At 45.6% G+C, this 21,374-nt stretch carries 13 protein-coding genes and 1 pseudogene; 4 read left to right on the top strand and 10 right to left on the bottom strand.

Annotation, left to right across the window (positions count from 1 at the left end):
* Nucleotides 1-20 precede the first annotated feature (20 nt).
* Nucleotides 21-2,206, top strand: a pseudogene (locus N5P32_RS03220) (OsmC domain/YcaO domain-containing protein).
* A 23-nt stretch (nucleotides 2,207-2,229) separates the two neighbouring features.
* Nucleotides 2,230-3,414 (top strand): murein transglycosylase domain-containing protein, encoded by a 1,185-nt coding sequence (locus tag N5P32_RS03215; protein WP_265727992.1) that lies wholly within the window; start codon nucleotides 2,230-2,232, stop codon nucleotides 3,412-3,414.
* 44 nt (nucleotides 3,415-3,458) lie between these two features.
* On the opposite strand, the gene N5P32_RS03210 is transcribed toward N5P32_RS03215, so the two are convergent.
* From N5P32_RS03210 to N5P32_RS03195, 4 genes are read right to left on the bottom strand one after another with little or no spacing between them, the layout of a single operon-like run.
* The gene (locus N5P32_RS03210; RefSeq protein WP_265727739.1) at nucleotides 3,459-6,179 is read right to left on the bottom strand and encodes a hsp70 family protein; all 2,721 of its coding nucleotides are present in this window, start codon (nucleotides 6,177-6,179) and stop codon (nucleotides 3,459-3,461) included.
* Nucleotides 6,180-6,182: 3 nt separating this feature from the next.
* Nucleotides 6,183-7,949, bottom strand: a complete 1,767-nt coding sequence (locus N5P32_RS03205) for an Hsp70 family protein (protein ID WP_265727738.1) — start codon at nucleotides 7,947-7,949, stop codon at nucleotides 6,183-6,185.
* Between the two features lie 4 nt (nucleotides 7,950-7,953).
* Nucleotides 7,954-8,562, bottom strand: coding sequence for a DUF2760 domain-containing protein (locus N5P32_RS03200; RefSeq protein ID WP_265727737.1), 609 nt, complete (start codon nucleotides 8,560-8,562; stop codon nucleotides 7,954-7,956).
* Between the two features lie 3 nt (nucleotides 8,563-8,565).
* Nucleotides 8,566-10,494 carry an ATP-binding cassette domain-containing protein gene (locus tag N5P32_RS03195; protein WP_265727736.1) on the bottom strand — a complete coding sequence of 643 codons (1,929 nt, stop codon included), beginning with the start codon at nucleotides 10,492-10,494 and terminating at the stop codon, nucleotides 8,566-8,568.
* Nucleotides 10,495-10,749: 255 nt separating this feature from the next.
* Here N5P32_RS03195 and N5P32_RS03190 point away from each other — a divergent pair, with 255 nt between their 5' ends.
* Together N5P32_RS03190 and N5P32_RS03185 are read left to right on the top strand one after the other, a co-directional pair.
* A complete protein-coding gene (locus N5P32_RS03190) occupies nucleotides 10,750-11,844 on the top strand; it encodes an efflux RND transporter periplasmic adaptor subunit (RefSeq protein WP_265727735.1) in 1,095 nt (364 codons plus the stop codon).
* Between the two features lie 11 nt (nucleotides 11,845-11,855).
* Nucleotides 11,856-15,062, top strand: a complete 3,207-nt coding sequence (locus N5P32_RS03185; protein ID WP_265727734.1) for an efflux RND transporter permease subunit — start codon at nucleotides 11,856-11,858, stop codon at nucleotides 15,060-15,062.
* Nucleotides 15,063-15,175: 113 nt separating this feature from the next.
* Here the strand turns inward: N5P32_RS03185 and N5P32_RS03180 are convergent, their stop codons facing one another.
* The 6 genes from N5P32_RS03180 to accD all read right to left on the bottom strand — a co-directional run bounded on the left by N5P32_RS03180 (nucleotide 15,176) and on the right by accD (nucleotide 21,349).
* Entirely contained in the window at nucleotides 15,176-16,351 is a 1,176-nt protein-coding gene (locus tag N5P32_RS03180) for an O-succinylhomoserine sulfhydrylase (protein WP_265727733.1), read from the bottom strand.
* A 96-nt stretch (nucleotides 16,352-16,447) separates the two neighbouring features.
* Nucleotides 16,448-17,956, bottom strand: a complete 1,509-nt coding sequence (gene purF / locus N5P32_RS03175; protein WP_265727732.1) for an amidophosphoribosyltransferase — start codon at nucleotides 17,954-17,956, stop codon at nucleotides 16,448-16,450.
* 77 nt (nucleotides 17,957-18,033) lie between these two features.
* Nucleotides 18,034-18,549 carry a CvpA family protein gene (locus N5P32_RS03170; RefSeq protein ID WP_265727731.1) on the bottom strand — a complete coding sequence of 172 codons (516 nt, stop codon included), beginning with the start codon at nucleotides 18,547-18,549 and terminating at the stop codon, nucleotides 18,034-18,036.
* 93 nt (nucleotides 18,550-18,642) lie between these two features.
* The gene (locus N5P32_RS03165; protein ID WP_265727730.1) at nucleotides 18,643-19,218 is read right to left on the bottom strand and encodes an SPOR domain-containing protein; all 576 of its coding nucleotides are present in this window, start codon (nucleotides 19,216-19,218) and stop codon (nucleotides 18,643-18,645) included.
* A gap of 3 nt (nucleotides 19,219-19,221) precedes the next feature.
* The gene (gene folC / locus N5P32_RS03160; protein ID WP_265727729.1) at nucleotides 19,222-20,478 is read right to left on the bottom strand and encodes a bifunctional tetrahydrofolate synthase/dihydrofolate synthase; all 1,257 of its coding nucleotides are present in this window, start codon (nucleotides 20,476-20,478) and stop codon (nucleotides 19,222-19,224) included.
* 4 nt (nucleotides 20,479-20,482) lie between these two features.
* Nucleotides 20,483-21,349 carry an acetyl-CoA carboxylase, carboxyltransferase subunit beta gene (accD, locus tag N5P32_RS03155; RefSeq protein ID WP_265727728.1) on the bottom strand — a complete coding sequence of 289 codons (867 nt, stop codon included), beginning with the start codon at nucleotides 21,347-21,349 and terminating at the stop codon, nucleotides 20,483-20,485.
* Between the last annotated feature and the right edge of the window lie 25 nt (nucleotides 21,350-21,374).

Genomic DNA, 21,374 nt, shown 5'->3' with positions numbered 1-21,374 from the left:
CTACAAAGTGGACAAATCCAATGGAAATCAAAGTTAATTTTCTCGACAATCTCAGACTCGAAGCCAAGTTTGATGATTTCACCATCACCGCCGATCAACCGATCCGCTACAAAGGTGATGGGTCTGCACCCAGTCCATTTGATTATTTCTTAGCGTCCTCAGCGTTGTGCGCTGCGTATTTTGTTAAGGTGTATTGCAAGGCGCGTGACATCCCTACGGACAACATTCGGTTGTCGCAGAATAATATCGTCGACCCAGAAGATCGCTATAACCAAATATTTCAAATTCAAGTCGAGCTACCAGACGACCTTTCCGACAAAGACCGCGAAGGCATTTTGCGCTCCATCGATCGCTGTACGGTTAAAAAAGTCGTACAGACTGGCCCAGAGTTCAAAATTGAACATGTAGATAACCTAGATGCTGACGCCAATGCCATGCTGATGGCGCAGCCTGACGGTACAGCAAGCACAGTGATTTTAGGAAAAGACTTACCGCTCGAACAGACCATTGCTAACATGACAGCCATGTTAGCGGACCTTGGGATGAAGATCGAAATTTCATCGTGGCGCAACATCGTCCCCAACGTATGGTCACTTCACATTCGCGATGCGGCCTCGCCTATGTGCTTCACCAACGGCAAAGGCGCAAGCAAAGAGAGCGCGTTGTGCTCTGCTCTTGGTGAATTTATCGAGCGCTTAAACAACAATTTTTTCTACAATGACCAATTTTTTGGGACAGAGATTGCGAACAGCGAGTTCGTTCATTACCCAAACGAAAAATGGTTCCCTTTGGAGGAAGATGACGCCCTACCTGTCGGCTTACTGGATGAGTATTGTTTGGATATTTATAACCCAGACGACGAATTGTTCGGCTCACATCTGATTGATACAAACTCTGGCAATAAAGCGCGTGGCATTTGCGCTATTCCCTATACGCGTCAATCTGATGGCGAAACCGTCTATTTCCCTCCAATTTGATCGAGAATTTATTTTTAAGCAATGGCATGAGCGCAGGCAATAATTTACTAGAAGCGCAAGTCCAATGTTTGTCTGAAATTTTCGAGCGCGCGGTCAAGCGTCAAATCATTGAAGAAGAAATCGTATTACCAGATGTCCCTATGCAGGTATTGGAGCAATTTCCCAGCATATTGGCTGGCATCCAAGGTTTAGAAGAGCAAGGCTTCCCGATTGTCGTCAAAGACGCCTCGTTAGGTGGACAATTTCCAGTGATGAACGTCACGCTTATGAATCCGAAAACAGGTGGCGTATTTTCTTCTTTTGGCGCCCACCCAAGCTTTGAAGTAGCGCTTGAACGCAGCTTAACGGAATTAATGCAAGGCCGTAGTTTTGAAGGCCTAAACGACGTACCTAAGCCCACATTCAATAGCATGGCGGTTAGCGAGCCAGAAAATTTTGTGGAACATTTTATCGATTCAACTGGCGTAATTTCATGGCGCTTTTTAGCAGCAAACACGATTACGAATTTTGTGAGTGGGACTTCTCAGGCACAAACGAAGAAGAAGCCAATACGCTTTTTGCCATACTTGAAGATCTGGGGAAAGAGGTTTACGTCGCGGAATTGACCGATTTAGGCGCTTCCGCTTGCCGCATTCTGGTGCCAGATTACTCCGAAGTCTATCCTGTGGAAGATCTGGTGTGGGACAACACCAACAAAGCATTAGATTACCGTGAAGACATTTTAAACCTTCACTCTTTAAGCGATGAACAACTGGAAAACCTGGTGAATCGACTTGAAGAAAGCCAACTTGATAATTACACAGACATTCCCACCTTGATAGGCATCGTGTTTGATGAAAACACAGTCTGGGGTCAGTTAACCATCATGGAACTTAAAATCCTCATCTACTTGGCACTGGGTGCTCATGAAGACGCCCTCGAACTGGTGGGAGAATACTTGCAATTTAACGACAACACCGTTCAACGTGGGCTATTTTACCAAGCAATGAATGCGGTACTGGAAGTCACGTTAGATGAAGAGCTGGAACTAGAGGACTTCCGACATAACTTCAATCGAATGTTTGGTAAAGACATTATGGATAACGTGGTCGGTTCTGTGACGAGCGAAGTCAGATTCTATGGCCTTACAAAAACCAGCATGCAACTCGAAGGAATAGAACCGCATTTGCGTTTAATCGAAAGCTATAAGAGAACTGCACCATGCTCGCAAAGCAAACGCATTGAAATAAACGATAATACACAAGGTCATTTAATGTTAGAAACTATTGCCCGACACTCCGCCACCGCATGCATCGGCTTTTTATTACTAACATTAAATGGCTGCCAGTCCCTGCCATTGTCCTTTGACTCTGTTGATTCTGTGGATCAACTTTCAAAGCAAATCAAAAACGCAGACGACATTGATGACGTTAAAGCCATTGCCAAGCAAGCAAAAGTCACCAGAGACGCGATAAGAGCAGACATCAAAGCAATCAAAGCGCTGTACGCCGAATTGGATCAGAAAGTAAATAAAAAATGGGGGAAAGGTAATAGCGAACTTCCTGAAAAGAAAAAGTACGTTAAGTACACAAATGACTATCAGGCAAGAACCATTGTCGACTTTGAAAAAGGCACCGTGCGTGTCGAAACATTAACGACCGAGCAACCTCTCAACACCCTTAAACAAGCCGTAGCCACCACATTACTGACCACGGCGGACCCAACAAAAACCGATATTTTTTCCAGCGATGCACCCAATACCGAAGGTGTGCCTTTTTTATACCCTCAAGTCATAGACCACGATGGCAAATTGGTACAATATCGCTGGCGAGCGGAACGCTACTCTAATTATCTAGTGTCCAATAAACTAAAAAAGTCCACATCCAATGGCAAAACGGTTTACGCCGTAGAGTTTAATTTAGTCGCCCAACACGAACACCTTCGGCAAGAAAAATACAGCCAATACGTGATTGCCGCGGCGCAACGCTATAACTTATCGCCCGCGCTTATTTACGGCATAATTGAAACCGAAAGCTCGTTTAACCCATACGCCGTCAGCCCAGCGAACGCCTATGGTTTGATGCAAGTCGTACCTGCGACAGCAGGTCAGGACGTTTATAATTTAGTAAAGAAAAAATCCGGCGAACCGACCAAAGAAGTGCTTTTTTCACCCGCCAACAACATCGACATCGGCAGCGCCTATCTGTACATTTTACAAACGCGTTACCTCTCCAAAGTCGCAAACAAAACTAGCCAAGAATATTCGATGATCTCTGCCTATAACGGCGGCACTGGCAATGTATTAAAAACATTTGATACTGACCGGACTCGCGCAATGAGCAAAATTAACCAGACATCCACAAGCAATGTGTATAAGAAACTTAGATACGATCACCCAAGATCGGAATCTCAAATGTACTTAGAAAAAGTCACCAAAGCGAAAAAGAACTACGAGTGATTGGGTCAAACACATTGCTTTGGTGACCGTGATAAAGCGTTAATTTATAAACGCAAACCGATAGGTAAGCTTTCACCGACCAAGGCATTCAGTTCATCACTGTTAATCTCAATTTGACTTTCTAACCGTTCCAACCATTGCGCTGGGCATTTGCCCTTTTTGAGTTTGTTCGCCACTTTTTTACGTAAAAAGCCCAGTTTTTCGGATTCACCAAGGCTGACTTGGCTCATCAAAACCGCGGCCAATCCGGCTTGTTTGCGCTTCTTCCAATCTTCCTTAAGAACGGTTTCTAGAATCGGAAAGAGCTGATCCTCAGCAATTCTTTGCGCTTGCTTGCCAGATAAAAGATGACGAGAAGCGATGCGCCCTATTGTCCACCAAGCCGTGTCTGGCTCAGACGTTTTTTGCAAACGCTTTAGTAACCAATCTATGGCAGTGGTTTTATCTTCGTTAGACAGACTCTCTAACGCACCAACTAGACGGATCAGATCATCGCTGGATTTTGTCGTCAGCGCTTTCATCTTGTCACGAGAGCGCTGCCCTGTTGGCGAATAGTACTGGCTAAACTGTTTAAACAAATGCGTTTGTTGTTCCACCGATAAGCCACCAGCAATTCGGCGATACAAAGTCCAATACTGCCCCCAAACGGGTGCCGTATCGAACTGGACGCCTGCTTTAGTAATGTTAACTACTTGCTGAACTCGCGCTAAGTCATCCTCAGCACCAAAGCCTGGGCGCAAACAATAACCCATGAGCTGCAACCATTGCCGTTCATGCTGAGCACTTTTTGTTCGACCTGATTTCACACTTAACAGTTTATCCACCAAACGCCGCGACGTGGCAAGATTCCAATTATCTCGATGGCCCAACAGCTGGTCCAAATCCTGTTTAAGCGATTTAACCAAGTCAGGATTTTGTTTTTGACCCGCACTGGAAAAACACTTAGCTAAATGCTCTTCAGCTTGCCCCATATTGGCATGCAGCAAACCACTTTCATCAGCTTGCTCACTCTCTTGTGAGGAACCCTCATGGGTCGAGAAATCCAAACGCCACTGGTCTTTCTGATTATTGGCGTTTAACACCACTTGCAACACACCCACTTCGGTCATTTGCACCGATAGGCTTACCGCCGTTTCTTGCGACTCGATGGAACCGTCTAGTTCTGTCATCAAGGTGGAAATGTAATGCAGCCCATTTTGATCGCGTACCTTACCGACGACACAATCGATATGGTCGTCGGATCGATACAAAGGAAACTGAACTTGCTGACCCAAAGTCACAAAGAACTCTTGTTCCAAGTGAATGGTTTCGCCTTTCAGGGTGTCCTTTGGCAAGATGCCAACGAATTGATCTTCACCAAGTTTCAAATACAAACTATGCGCCACACCACTTTCAATACGCGCACTTTCGCCTGCTAAAGCGTTTAGATACATGGCCGCACCTTTGGCCACCGCGTCGTTAGGTTCGTCCGCAGTACAAGCAAGAATCGGTTCAGCAGACCAAGCATTAAGTTGTTCTATCAGACGTGACTTCAACACTGGACTATTAAACAGACCACCATTAAACAACACCGCATCCGGCATAGGAGAGCCTGTTGCTGCTTCAATTGCCGTTTTATGCTGCTGCAGGAACGCCGCTAAATGGCGTGTAAAAGCAGGATCTGATTCGTAAGGTAAGCCCAAGGTGTGCATAGCGTAATCGCTGTTTTGCACCTTGTTATCATGATTCACCAAAGGGAAAAAGCCATTGTGAATTTGTTCTAACAAGGCGTCTCTGGAGACATCAAATTTCTGCGAGCCACCAATTAATCGACTACCACCACCAAGTACTGTAATGCTTAACGAGTCTGGCGCGCCTTCTCCCAACAACGTCTCTTTTGCCTGACGAGTTTGCTGAACCAAGGCCGCTAAACGCGTGGCTGATAAAGCAGAAATTTGCTTTGGATCTAACTGAAACGCCAAGGCTTGATCTAGGTTATCGCCACCCAGCAATAAATGTTCGCCTACGGCAACACGCTTAAGGGATACGCTGCTGTTTTTAGCTGACGTGGGCTTGATCGCCACCAAACTAAAATCACTGGTGCCACCGCCGATATCGACAACCAAAAGCATTTTTTTGTCCGCTAATGCAGCGAGTTTTTCGTCATCACTGATGTAGTGATAACAAGCTGCCTGTGGCTCTTCCAGCAGATATAAATCCTGCAACCCCGCCAATTTCGCCGCTTCCAAAGTTAACGCTCGCGCCTCTTCATCAAAAGATGCTGGCAAGGTTAACGCGATGGATTGTGACTCTAGCGGTGCATCGGCAAAACGATGATTCCAGCTTTGCTTAATGTGTAATAAAAGAACCTTGCTGGCCTCAAGAGGGCTGAGCTTTTTCGGGAACTCACTCGCCCAAGGCAAAATAGCCGAGCGCCTATCGACCTGACGATGGCTTAACCAACTTTTCGCGCTTTGTATCAATTGCCCTGCTCGACGCTGACCTAATGCCAACGCACCAACACCCACGATGCGCTCTTTATCATGATGACGCCAAGGCAAAACCGGATCGATTTTACCCACTTCATCGGAGGCCAAAACATAAATAGCACTGGGCAAATGCGTGAACTCTTGCACAGAACCATCCGCCATCACTTGCGGAATCGGCAATAATTCTGGCGCATTGACATTCGAATCATTTGATACTTGAATATAAGAGACAACACAGTTGGTTGTCCCCAAATCAATGCCTACGCGATAAGTAGAAGGAAAAGCCGTCTGCGCCATGGTTTAAGACTCCCTGACTTGAAACTCAATCGTCCAACTTAGATCCGATTGGGTGTCGTGTGCTTGTAACAGCAGCAGCCCCAATTCAGTAACACGGGCCGTCAGATAGACTCGCACCATGTCGCCAGCTTGGTAGTGACCGGCATCAAGTCGAATCGATAAAGGATTCAATTCATTTAGCTGGGGAACAGAAAATGACGCAATGACTTTACCAACCGAATCGACATCACTGTGTTGTGATTGGAAGAAACGGAATGTCACACTTTCACCAACCACAAGAGAAAACTCATTCGGCAGCATTTGCTCTTCTGAACCTTCCTCCAAACCAAATGGCGCGACACAAATCGCATCAACCGGTGGAGCCATGCCAGGAATCGCCGGCATGGGGCTGGCAACACCAATGTAGTAGTTTGCCGCTAGTCCACTTTTTACTTTAACACCGCCTTCGGCTTGCACCTGGGCATAATACGTTGCACCTTTGGCCACCGCGTGATCCAAATGTGATGGTGTCAGCATCGTTATTTCACGGCCACCCAGCATACTAGCCAATCGCGCTTCCAATGTACTGCGAATGACATTGGCGTTAAACACACCGCCGTTTAACAAAATCTTACTTGGCTTAACATCGTGTTGAGCTAAGAACTCGCTGATGTGACGAGTGATCGCTGGATCACCTTCGTAATCCAAATTGATCGCACTAAAACCACTGCGGGCCGTTTTTTGAGCCTGCTCACCGAGTTGAACTTGAGGAAAAAAACCATCGATCAAAAGTTGCTGAACGTCGCTTTGTGTCAGGGTGGCTTTGATACTGTTATTAAATAAACTGCGACCTCGACTTGGCACAACAACGCTCATGTCTTCTAAATCCGCATTGGTTAACAAACGCTCTTTTGCTTCACGGCAAGCTTGGGTCAATCCGCTAATTTGCCACGGTTCAAGATTCGTGCCGTTTTGCGCTAGCTGAGCCGCCAAATGGTAAGTCAGCGTCAAATCCATATTGTCACCGCCAAGCAAGATATGACGACCAACCGCTACACGCTCAAGGCCAAGCGCTCCATCCTGCTCTACCGCTTGGATTAACGATAAATCTGTTGTACCACCGCCCACGTCGACAACCAAGATATGCTCGTTAACATCTAGGCTGTCGGCCCAATTTGGCTGATCGCTCAGCCAAGCATAAAACGCCGCTAACGGTTCTTCGATTAAACGTGCACGCAAACCAACTTTTTCTGCGGCTTGTTCGGTAATGGCACGCGCAGCTGGGTCAAATGACGCAGGCACAGTTATAACAAGGGTTTGCTCAGCAATGGGCGCATCAGGAAATTGATGGCTCCATGCACTGACCAAATGCGCTAATAAGGTTTCTGTCACCTGGGCTGGAGACACTTTTTCTACTTCTTCAAGCGCATCCACAGGTAATACCGCTTCATCCGCACTCACGCGAGAATGGCATAACCAGCTTTTAGCACTTTGTACCAATCGGCCAGAAGATCTCGCTCCTAGCTCACGAGCCAACTGTCCGACGATAGCGCCTGCTTTGCCCCAAGGAAGTTGTAGATCACTTTCTAGGAATTCGCTTTGGTGAGGAAAATACACAAAGGAAGGAAGCAAAGGACGAACATCCACTTGACCAGCCGCAATAAACTGCGGAATTGCCAATTGCTGAATGCGCCCTACTTGATCAGGTTCGCTTGCGGTTTGGCTAGATGGAGAAAAATAGACAGCAGAATGCGTGGTACCCAAGTCGATACCAATGAAATATTGACTCATGGATTTATACCTCGACTTCAGCTGGCGCCAAAATGTTCAGACTTTCTGTATTGGTTACTTTTGGTAAACGTGTTTCTGTTACCTTCCAGCCTGGGTGAATTAATGAGCCAGCATAAGGACCATCGCCTTCAACACGACCTTCAAGCTTAATTTGCTTAGCGTCATAGCCGGCTGGCACTTCAACACGGCTGCTTTCCGCCGCGGTATTCAATACGTCAAGAGACACCACATCAATGGTAAAATGTTGCTTGAGCACTTTAGAACAACCAGCGTGAATTTGGCGAGATGCCGCACCTACGTCTGCATCGCTGTAATCATCAATGCTTTCTTGTATGAAATCGATAAAACGTGCTTCTTGTTGCAACAGTTGCAATAACTGATGCGCACCGTCAGCATTAACCGTGTCCAAAACAGGGGCAGCGACTTCGATTTCACGAATAACTTCCACTTCTTCTGTAATGACTTTCGGCTCGACTTCGAAGGCAAATGGCTCGCCTTGATCCACCGTTTGACAGCGAGCGGCATAGTCGCCGCTCCCCATGTATTTAAAGAACTGACCGAAAGCGCCAAAAAAGCGCGGTATAAATGAAACTGGTTTAATTTTATTCGTCATAATCTACCCGTTTTGCATCTCTTCAAGCTCTAACCAACGCTCCATGGTTGTTTCAAGCTCTTCTTCTTTATGCGCTAATTTTGCCAAAGTTTTCTGAACCTTATCCGCATCATCGGTATAAAATTCTGGCGCGCTCGTGGTGACATGCAATGCGGCGATCTCTTCTTCCAACTTCGCAATGGTCGCAGGCATAGTGTCAAATTCGCGCTGCATTTTATAACTGAGTTTGGCTTTTGGCTTAGCTTGCACAGAAGATTTTTTCTCTTCTTCGACTTTTTTGGCTTCCGCTTTGGCCTTTTCTTTTTTGCTTGGCGCGTCGTCCGTTTGTGACGTGGATTCTGTTGGGAATTTACCACCTTGACGGATCCAATCTTGATAGCCACCAACGTATTCTTTGACTCGACCTTCGCCTTCAAACGCAATCACACTGGTAACCACGTTATCTAGGAAAGCACGATCATGGCTAACCAACAACAATGTGCCGTGGTAGTTCATCAGAAGTTCTTCAAGCAGCTCTAATGTTTCAACATCTAGGTCGTTGGTTGGCTCATCCATGATCAAAAGGTTGGCTGGGCGAGTAAATAACTTCGCTAGCAACACACGATTTCGCTCACCACCAGACAAGGCTTTTACAGGCGTACGAGCACGCTCAGGTGGGAAAAGGAAGTCTCCAAGGTAGCCAATAACATGTTTGTTCTGACCATTGATTTCGATAACGTCTTTGCCCTCACCCACGTTTTCCGCAACCGTTTGTTCTGGGTCAAGTTGCTCACGCAGCTGATCGAAATAGGCGACATCAAGCTTGGTGCCTTGACGCACTGTGCCGGTTTCAGGCTCTAGATCGCCTAATAGAATTTTTAGGAAGGTACTTTTACCACAACCATTTGGACCAATCAGACCAATACGATCGCCACGATTCACCATAAAGTCCATCGGCTGTAGGATGACTTTATCTTCAAAAGAGTGACCAACTTGCGTAAATTCGGCAACCAATTTACCAGATTTATCTTTGGTCTCAATCGCCATTTTGGCATTACCTTGACGATTAATACGCTGAGATCGTTCTTCTCGCAACGCTTTCAAAGCACGCACTCGCCCTTCGTTGCGGGTCCGACGTGCTTTAATGCCCTGACGAATCCACACTTCTTCTTCAGCAAGGCGTTTATCGAACAAGGCGTTTGCGCGCTCTTCTTCTTCAAGCATTTTCTCTTTAAAAGCAAGGAAAGCCGTGATGTTGCCGCTGAAGGAAATAAGATTGCCACGATCAAGTTCAATAATGCGGTTAGCCAATTTTTCTAGGAAACGACGGTCATGGGTAATGAACAAAATCAAACCACGGAATTGCTGAAGCTGTTGCTCCATCCATTCGATGGTTGGCACGTCCAAATGGTTCGTCGGCTCGTCTAATAGCAAAACATCTGGATTAGAAATCAACGCTTGCGCCAAAATAACACGACGACGCCAACCACCAGAAAGTTCAGACATCAGCTTATCAGCAGGCAAAGCCAAACGCTGAATCATGTGGTTCACACGTTGCTCTAAATCCCAACCCTGAATGCGATCCAATTCAGTCTGAATATCACTCAGCTCGTTGGCGTGATCATTCTCGAAATCTTCTAATAATTTGAAATAACGAGTCATAAGAGAGTGCGCTTCACCCGCACCTTCACTGACCACCTCTCGCACGGTTTTGTCATTTGCGTCAGGCAATTCTTGTGGTAACTGCCCGATGGTCATGCCACCTTCTAAACGCACGACCCCTTCATCAGCAACTTGCTCACCAGAGATGACTTTTAATAATGTAGATTTACCAGCACCGTTACGACCGATAATGGCAACACGCTCTCCAGCTTCTGCTGAAAAACTGATTTTTGACAGCAGTGGATTATGCCCAAAAGCAACACTGATCTGTTCTAACGACAATAGACTCATATCTATCCATATAAAGTAAAAATTTTGTGGCCGTATAGTATCATTCTTCTAAGCGAAGGTTCAGCAAATACCATTCTGAATAAAAAGAAAAGGAATATTTTATTCAGAATGGTATTTGCTTCTTTAATACTGGAATCGAACAATTAACATCATGACCAATTGTTCAGATATTATAGAATACCTCTTTCTTCCTTATTATTTGCGAATATACTAAGGCTTACATAACAATAACTTTTCAATAGCTTGGAGCGTTAAATGGCGTTAAAAAATAAGTTAGGCCCAATCACAGCCGTTGTCGTAGCAACCGCAACGGTCGGCTGGATGCTTGCCGGTGGTAATGGCGTTACCGTCAGTCCAACAGAAAGCCAACCTACAGAAAACACCGCTTCTTCGCATTCAACAGAGAGTAAATTGGCCTATTCTGTACAAGCCAAAACGCTCACACCAAAGCGTATTGAAATGCATTTGCCATTGAGCGGTAAAACCTTAGCCGATGAGACGCTCACTCTGGTCAACAGCTACCAAGGACGAATCACCAAGCTCCCCATTGAAAAAGGCCTCTTTGTCAAAAAAGGCCAACCGATTCTACAAATTGACACCCGAACACTGAAATTACAAATTGAGCAAGCCACTCTCTTGGTCAAACAACGACAGCTTGAGCTAGATGGCATCAAAAAGCTCAATAGCACTAATCTATCTTCAAAAGTGAACTTGGCTCAGGCCGAAACCGATCTAGCGTCTGCGAAAGCCACGCAAAGTGCGTTAATGGTTGATTTAGAAAACGCTACGCTAACAGCGCCTTTTTCCGGCATTTTAAATACATTAGACGTACAAACTGGCCAAGTTCTGTCGAATGGCGCAACGGTTGGTACTCTGGTTTCACTCAACCCCATTAAAGTTCGAGTGGACATCCCGCAAAATAAAATCCATCAGATTGCTGTTGGCACGCCCGGCAATATTCGCTTGGAATCCGGCTACGAAGCGGAAGGCTTTGTGTCTTATGTTAGCACTACAGCCAACGAATCCAGCCGCACCATCAGCGTTGAGATGCAAATTGACAACCCCGATAACAAAATTTCAGCAGGGCTTACCGCGGCGGTCGATTTCATTGTGGATGAACAAAAAGCCCATGCTTTGTCTCCTGCATTGTTAACGCTAGACGACACCGGCAGAACCGCCATTAAAACCATCAGTATTGACAATACGGTGACGATTACGCCGGTGGAAATTGTGAAGTCTGAACGGGATCAAGTTTGGGTGGTGGGCCTGCCTGATAATGTAAACATCATCACCGTCGGACAAGGTTTTGTGTCGGCTGGCGATCTTGTTGACGCACACTATCAAAACTAAGGGGGCCCACTATGCAAACGTTAATTGAGGCAGCCTTAGCGCGCTCTCGAACTGTCATGATGTTTTTTGTTCTCATACTGATTATGGGAACGGTTTCTTATATCGAAATAGCCAAAGAAAGCGATCCGGACATTACCATTCCCATGGCTTATGTGTCCGTATCCTTAGAAGGCATTTCACCGGAAGACGCAGACAGCTTATTGGCTCACCCGTTAGAAAAAGAACTCAAAGGCCTTGAGGGATTAAAAGAACTCAAGTCAACCGCTTCCGAAGGTCATGCGTCCATCATGCTAGAGTTTGAATCTGGCGTGGATATTGACCAAGCAATCAGCGACACCAAAGACAAAGTCGACCGCGCTAAAAGTGAATTGCCTGACGACGCCGACGAACCGACGGTAACAGAAATCAATTTATCGACCTTCCCTGTCATTCGTGTCAATTTATCCGGCAATGTCGATTTTGGTACACTCAGCAGAACCGCCAAGAATCTACAAGACTCCATTGAAGCCATCGACGGTGTATTAGAAGCTAAAATAAGTGGTGACAGAGACCAACAAGCCCAAATCATTATTCGTCCCGAACAACTTGAGTCTTATAACCTTTCTTTAAATGACGTTGCCAACTTTGTATCAGGAAATAACCGCCTTGTTGCCGCAGGCAACTTAGATACTGGCGCAGGTCGATTCTCACTAAAAGTTCCCGGTCTACTGAAAACCAAAGAAGACATCCTAAACCTACCCATCAAAGCCGATGGCGACCAAGTCGTTTTGCTGGGAGACATTGCAACGGGAGAGTTAACCTTTGAAGACCCTAGCAGTTACGCCCGTGTAGAAGGCAAACGCAGCATTACACTCGCGGCCTCAAAACGCGTCGGTGTAAACATCATCGAAACCATTGAAGCCATCAAAGCCGTTGTTAAGAGCGAAAGCGAACAATGGCCGAATGGTGTCGAATACAATCTCACTGGCGACAAATCCATTGATATTGAAACATCTCTCAACGACCTATTTAACAACGTCTTAGCGGCTACCTTATTGGTTATGATCGTTATTGTTTGGGCGCTTGGGGTTCGCAGTGCCATCTTAGTGGGATTGGCAATTCCTGGCGCGTTCCTTTCTGGCATCCTGATCCTTGACCTACAAGGCTACACCATCAACATGGTGGTGCTATTTGCACTGATACTCAGCGTGGGCATGCTCGTCGATGGTGCCATTGTCGTAACCGAATACGCCGACAGAAAGTTAGCGGAAGGCGCGTCTAAACGACAAGCCTACAGTGAAGCGGCAAAACGTATGGCATGGCCAATAACGGCTTCAACAGCCACCACCCTCGCTGTTTTCATGCCATTGCTATTTTGGCCTGACATCGTGGGCGAATTCATGCAATTCATGCCCATCACCATCATTGCCACCCTGTCTTCTTCCTTAGTTATGGCGCTGATCGTGTTGCCTACGATCGGCTCCATTATTGGTAAAAAAGGCGCGTACAGCGACAAAACCATGCACGCCTTGCGCATTACTGAAACGGGTGACCTTCGCGAATTAACTGGCCCAACAGGTATGTACGGGAGATTACTGACTCGCTTGGTCGAACGACCTGTTTGGGTTTTGCTGTTTACCATCACCCTGTTGATCAGCATTTTCATTAGCTATGGTAAATTCGGCAAAGGCGTGGAATTTTTCCCGAATATTGAACCCGAATCCGCTAATTTGGATATCCGCGCCCGTGGCGACCTATCCCTTGAAGAGAAAGACGCTTTAGTGCAACTGGTCGAACAACAAGTTATTGGCACAAGAGAGCTAAAAAGCGTTGTCTCTACATCTTATGCAACACCAAGCAACAACGCGGCACCAGACAGCATTGGCTCCATCAGTATGGAGTTTATCGATTGGTACAAACGCGAGTCGGCCAGTGTCATTTTGGATAGAATTCGTGAGCGAACCAAACAAATTCCAGGTATCGAAGTCAGCGCTGAAAAAGAACAAGGCGGCCCACAATCGGGTGCCGACATACAGTTGCAATTGAGTTCAAATTATTCAGCCGCCCTCAATCAGGCTGCCGATGAAATCACCAAACAGCTACTGCAAAGAGACGAAATCGTTACCGTAAGCGATGACCGCTCTTTGGCGGGTATCGAATGGCGAATTGATATCAATCGCGCAGAAGCGAGCCGCTATGGTGTCGATGTGAACAGCCTTGGTAATGTAATCAAACTGGTTACCACAGGCATCACATTGAGTGATTTCCTACCTGAAGGTGCAGACGATAAGATTGATATCGTCTTACGTTATCCCGTTAACCAGCGTAACTTGGATCAATTAGATCAACTGCAAATCCCCACTAACCAAGGCAGCATTCCAGCGAGTAACTTTATTCATCGTTATGCCGCACCGAAGCAAGGCGTTATTAATCGAACAGATGGCAAAAAAACCATCAAAATTGATGCAGACGTAAAAGACGGACTAGTGGTAGATGAAGTCATCAAGACGATTAAGGCAAAACTGGATGCGTCTGGTATGGACAAATCGGTGAGTTATGAATTCCGAGGCAATACGGAAGAACAACAAAAATCGATGATGTTCTTAATGAAGGCATTTGGCGTGGCGTTCTTCATTATGGCCATTATTTTGGTTACCCAGTTTAATAATTTCTTCCAATGCTTGTTGATCCTAAGTGCGGTGATTTTCTCTACCATGGGCGTATTAATTGGCCTAATGGCCAAGGGACAACCCTTTGGGGTCGTCATGAGTGGGGTTGGTGTAATCGCCCTAGCAGGGATAGTCGTCAACAACAATATTGTCTTGATAGACACATTCAACGGCCTTCGAAAACAAGGCATGTTAGTCCGTGAAGCCGCCATTAGAACTGGTGTTCAACGCTTAAGGCCGGTAATGCTGACTACTATTACGACCATCTTGGGGTTGGTTCCTATGGTTTTTCAGCTAAACATCGACCTTGTACACCAGTCATTTAGTATTGGTGCTCCGTCAGCACAATGGTGGACTCAACTGTCTACCGCCATTGCTGGCGGATTAACCTTCGCTACGCCATTAACTCTAATCCTAACCCCGTGTTTGTTAGTATTGGGTTATCGACGAAAAGAGCGAAAACAATTGCAAGCGCTGGAATCTCAAGCTATTGAGTCGCAAGCATTCGAAGCCCAAGCTCAGGACGAACCACCTAAAAGCACAGTAGACACCAAAGGAGAGCAACCCTAATTGTCTTCCTTTCTTATCAACTTTTACGTAAAAAAAGCAGACAAAAAAAGCAGACTTAGTGCATTCTAAGTCTGCTTTTTTAGTCTCTATGACAGTTAGCAATGAACGATAATTTAAGGCAACTGAGCCAATGCACTGTCAACATCAGCAATAATGTCTTCAATGTCTTCTAAACCAACTGACACACGAATAAGCCCTTCAGCAATACCCGCTTTGGCTTTTTCTTCATCGGTTAAGCGTCCGTGTGTCGTTGTTGCAGGATGCGTCACCAAGGTTTTCGTATCTCCGAGGTTCCCTGTAATCGACATTAACTTAGCGGCATTGATTACTGACCAAGCAGCCTGACGCCCACCTTCCACTTCAAACGACAATAGACCACCGAAGTCTTTTTGCTGACGCTTAGCAAGCTCATGGTACTTATGACTTGGCAATCCGCCGTAATTCACTTTCAATACTTTAGGGTGTGCCTCTAAAAACTCAGCCAACTTAAGTGCATTTGCTGAGTGCGCGGTCATTCTTAGCGACAAAGTCTCAAGGCCATTTAGCAATACCCAAGCGTTAAATGGGCTCATGCATGGACCGGCACTACGCATAAAGGCGGTAAACACATTCACAATATCTTGGCTCGCTATCAAAGCACCACCCAAACAACGCCCTTGACCATCAATAAATTTGGTCGCAGATTGCATTACAATGTCTGCACCTTGCGTTAGTGGGTTTTGCAAAGCGGGGGTTGCTAGCACGGTATCCACACACAACAACGCCTCTTTGGCATGCGCTAATTCCGCCACTCGGGCCACATCAACCACTTCATACAATGGGTTAGACGGTGTTTCGAAATAACAAAGGCGAGTTTTATCATTAATGGCTTCTTCCCACGCCGCATAGTCGGTGGCATCGACATACACCACCTCAACACCAAACTTCGTAGTATAGGTGTTAAAGAATTTCACGGTTGATCCAAAGATATTACGAGAACAAACAACACGATCACCCGCGCTTAGTAAGCTGTACGCCAGCGTCATCAAAGCCGCCATTCCGGAACTTGTTGCGATAGCCGCTTCGCCTTTTTCTAAAGTCGCTAGGCGTTTTTCAAATAATTCAACAGTCGGGTTGGTAAAACGCGAATACACGTTACCGTCTTCTTCACCGGAAAATTTTCCGGCCGCCTCTTCAGCACTGCCATAGGCAAAGCTTGAGGTCATAAAAATAGCTTCACTGTTTTCTTGTTCTTGTGTTTGTCGAATACCTGCACGAATCGCATTCGTCGCGTCTTTATAATCAGACATTTCTTCACTCCAAGCCCGTTACTAAAATCTACCCTAAAAACAACTAAGCCAGGTGTGACCTGGCTTAGTGTAATCCGTCACTGCAAGTTTCCAATATTACATTGGGTGCATCATATCGCTGCTTTGCATGTCTTCAACTGACGCTTTATTCATATCATTGCGCGCGCCTTCAATGCCAGCCAAGTAGGCTTCATCAATATTACCTGCAATGTATTTTGCATCAAACACAGACGTATCGAATTCACGAACATCAGAGTGTTTCTCATCAATACACGCTTCGATCAGATCCTGTAAATCTTGAAATATTAATTTGTCCGCGCCGATTAACTCACAAATTTCATCCACATTTCGATTATGCGCAATCAACTCTTTTGCCGCAGGCATATCAATACCGTAAACATTTGGGTATCGAACTTCTGGCGCCGCTGATGCAATGTATACTTTCTTCGCACCGGCCTCTCTTGCCATTTCGATGATTTCTTTACTCGTGGTTCCACGAACAATGGAGTCATCAACAAGCAATACCGTTTTATCTTTGAACTCGAAAGGCACAGGGTTCAATTTCTGACGAACAGACTTCTTACGAATAGCCTGGCCCGGCATGATAAAGGTGCGACCAATATAACGGTTTTTGACCAAGCCTTCACGGAAAGGAATATTCAGAGCTTGCGCTATTTGCAAAGCTGCCGTTCGACTCGTGTCAGGAATAGGAATCACCACATCAATGTCATGATCTTTCCATTCGCGCTGAATTTTCTCAGCAAGACGATCACCCATATTGATACGCGCTTTGTACACAGAAATACTGTCAATCACGGTATCTGGACGAGCAAAGTACACATATTCAAATAAACAAGGGCGCGCCACTTTTTTCGGCGTGCACTGACGAACATGGACGTTATGGTTTAGGTCAAAAAAGATTGCCTCACCAGGCTGGATGTCACGCTCGATTTTAAAGCCTGCCGCATCCAATGCCACACTCTCAGACGCCACCATGTACTCAACGCCAGAATCTGTTTGACGAGAACCGTAAATCAAAGGACGAATACCATCAGGATCACGGAAGGCCAAAATACCATAACCAGTGATCAGGGTAACCACCGCGTAACCCCCTTCGATACGTTTATACACACGCTCAAGCGCATTAAAAATATCTTCCGGTGTCGGAACCAACTTACCTTCTTCGTGAAGTTCGTGAGCTAACACGTTAACCAAAACTTCTGAATCCGACGTGGTATTTATATGACGCAAATCAGATTCAAATACTTCCTGCTTCAACTTAGCGGTATTGGTTAAATTACCATTGTGAGCAAGCGAAATACCGTATGGAGAATTAACATAGAAAGGTTGAGCTTCTGCAGAACTGGACGTACCTGCTGTTGGGTAACGAACATGCCCTATTCCAATGTTACCGTGTAGTTTTTTCATATGGCGAGTACGAAACACCTCACTCACCGGACCATTGTCTTTACGTAAACATAACCGTCCATTATGGCTAGTCACCATACCTGCAGCATCTTGCCCACGATGCTGAAGAAGCGTTAACGCATCAAAAATTGCTTGGTTAACCACCGACGTGCCTACGACACCAACGATACCACACATGTTCTAGATCCTCGTGTTGGGGAATTGCGACAAACGTCGCAAATTTTTAAATCTATTTTTGGTTGCTATATAAGCAACTAATTACCTAGGGCGCGATCTATGAGAGTCGAATCCATAAGATCCGAGCTCTTGCCTAACATATCACGCGTCCAATCATTCAATTGCCCTAATTGAGGAATCAATTGTGACGTTTTCCAAAATTCAGTTTGTTCAACCGCTGGACTTAAGCTCAACAAAGAAACAAAAGCCACAACAACTAAGCCTCCGCGAGCAAAACCAAATAACATCCCTAATACTCTGTCTGTACTCGACAAGCCCGTCACTTGAATAAGCGACCCCAGTAGAAAACTTACCAGCGCCCCCACCACTAACGAAGCGATGAAAAGAGACACAAAAGAAACGATATAACGAATCTGGTCGTTCTGTACTTGATCCATTAACAGAGACTGCATCTGATCTGAAAACTTTACCGAAACCACAAAAGCGATTACCCAAGTAAGTAACGATAAAACTTCTTTTACAAACCCTCTCTTTAAACTCAAAAGAGTCGAAAGAACCACTACTGCAATAATTAACCAGTCAACCGTTGACATTGAACTTACCTGCTCCATGAGTACCTCTAAAAATCGCTGCGGAGTTTAACAGATGCCTAACTTTTTCCAAATACTGCGCCACACATCAATGAACTAATTCACCGAATATTTCACAACAATACCGTTCAACCTAAATTCCTTTTTGATGTCATCACGCATTTTATCCGACACTTCTCGTTTCAGTTCCGGTCCCACATACACTTTATAGAGTGAGTTAGTGGTTAAACTGTAAGCATCGTAATTGGCGTTTTTAAGTTTTTCGACCAGACGCTTCGCGTTGTCTTTACTTTTGAAAGTAGCTATTTGAAGAGTCCAGCGATCTGCAACGACAGTCGGTGCAAGCTTTTCTGATGGCGTCTTGGGCCCCGCCTTAGCAGCGGGCTCCGGCTTGCTAATGATCTTCACATCTTGTGACGGTTTAGGCAGTGGAATCAAACGAATGTCGTCTTCACTGCCCTCAATCTCGGCAACGGGCTCATTGGATACACTATCCGCAGGCTGTACGGGAGAAATTTCAATCACTGGAAAAACCGGAGGCGCAGTGACTTGGACTTGCATGTCCAGCTCAGCCGGCCGTTCACCATCCAAAATCAGTGGCAACACAATGGCTGAAGATAAGACCATAATCCCCGCGCCAATCAGCCTATACGTTACGGCTCTATCTATCATAAATCACTCTTTCAATTGGCTAAGCGCCAAATACTCCGAGACAGTTACAAAGGACCCAAACACAATCACCGGACAGTGTTCTACTCTCGCCTGAGCAAGCGCTGCCGCGAACGCTTCACGAACAGACTGAAACGAATATTCTTCCAATGACGATTTATGGGACTGTTGAGAAATAGATTTTATCAATTCACTGGCTTTGGCGCCTCTTGGGCCCGGTAAGTCACAACAAAACCAACGTGAAAAACTACCCGAGAGATGATCCATGACAGCATCTATGTCTTTGTCTTTCAACATACCGCACACGGCGATGGGTTTGGTTGGCAATTCACTTAGGCGTAAAGACAACTCCACAGCCGCCTCAGGATTATGGGCAACATCAATATACACATCTGGCGAAGAAGCCACCTGCTGAAAGCGCCCCGTCAACTGTGCGTTTGCAAATAACGTAGACAAATCGGCCTGTGTTGGCGTGAACCCCATATAAGCTAAAACGGCAACGACAGTTGCAGCGTTTTGCAATGGCAACGCAGGCACAGGCAAATTGTCATATTGAACATCCTCACCCAACCAAGACCAAACACCGCCATTACGACTAAAATGAAAATCTTCGCCTTTTTGTCGTAATATAGCCCCAATTTCCTGAGCAGTACTGGCAATAGTAGAGGGTGGATTCACGACGCCGCTAATCAGTAGTTTGTCTTTTCTTGCAATGCCTGTTTTTTCCCGTGCAATAACGTCTAAATTATCACCGAGCCAATCCATGTGATCCAATGCGATTGAAGTCACTACAGCCACATCCGTATCGACCATATTGACCGAATCCAAACGACCGCCCAACCCCACTTCCAGAACCCAGTAATCCAGTTTCGATTGATCAAATATCCACAAAGCTGCCAACGTACTGAATTCGAAATAGGTTAACGCAATGCCTTCACGTGCCGTTTCTATAGCATCAAAAGCACGACACAACATATCGTCGTCACAAGGCGAATCATTGAGAGCAATACGCTCATTGAAATGCAGAAAATGTGGGGAAGTATAGGTGCCGACAGAATAGCCCTGAGCACACAGATATTGGGTCAACATGGCACATGTGGAGCCTTTACCATTGGTACCGGCAACCGTAATAACCTTATGTTTAGGCCTAGATAGATTCAGTCGAGCTAATACAGTATTCCCTCTTTCTAGACCTAACTCTATTTCAGAGGGGTGCTGACTTTCGATATACGAAAGCCAGCTCGCTAATGACGTATGCGTCATCTAATTACGCAACCTTATGGGTAAGCAAAGACAAAATATTAAATAGGCGATCACGCATTTCTTCGCGCTTAATAATCATGTCTAGCGCGCCTTTGTCTAGCAAGAACTCACTGCGCTGAAAGCCTTCAGGTAATTTTTCACGCACTGTTTGCTCAATAACACGAGGGCCAGCAAAACCGATCAACGCGTTTGGCTCGGCAACGTTCAAATCTCCCAACATTGCCAAGGAAGCCGATACACCACCAAACACAGGGTCAGTCATAACCGAAATGTATGGAATACCTTCTTGCTTCATACGCTCAAGTCCAGCACTTGTCTTCGCCATCTGCATCAATGAAATCAATGCTTCTTGCATACGCGCACCACCACTGGCAGAAAAACAAATCAATGGAATACGCTTTTCTAAACACACATTAACGGCTTGAATAAAACGTTCGCCAACAATCGCTCCCATCGAGCCACCCAAGAAGCTAAATTCAAACGCCACAGCAACCACTGGCATGCCATTCAAGACACCTTGCATAGCGACTAATGCGTCTTTTTCACCAGTTGCTTTCTGGGCGTCTGCAATTCGGTCTTTATAACGTTTTGAGTCTTTAAACTTCAATTTATCTTCTGGCTCAAGATGAGCACCAATTTCATGACGGCCTTCTTTGTCTAAGAAGATGTCTAAACGACGACGAGCACTAACACGAAGATGATGATTGCATTTAGGGCACACATCTAGATTCTTCTCTAACTCTGGACGATATAAAACGTTTTCACATTTTGGACATTTTTTCCAAAGCCCTTCAGGAACAGAACCCGATGCAGCGCGCTTTGATTCGCTGCGCACAATTGAAGGGACAAATTTATCTAACCAGCTGCTCATTTATTTCTCCATATTTCTCGTTTGC

The sequence above is a fragment of the Marinomonas pontica genome (assembly GCF_026191375.1).
GTDB lineage: Bacteria > Pseudomonadota > Gammaproteobacteria > Pseudomonadales > Marinomonadaceae > Marinomonas > Marinomonas pontica.
The sequence above is the reverse complement of the archived record's forward strand: the minus strand, read 5'-3'. Positions and strand labels throughout refer to the sequence as shown.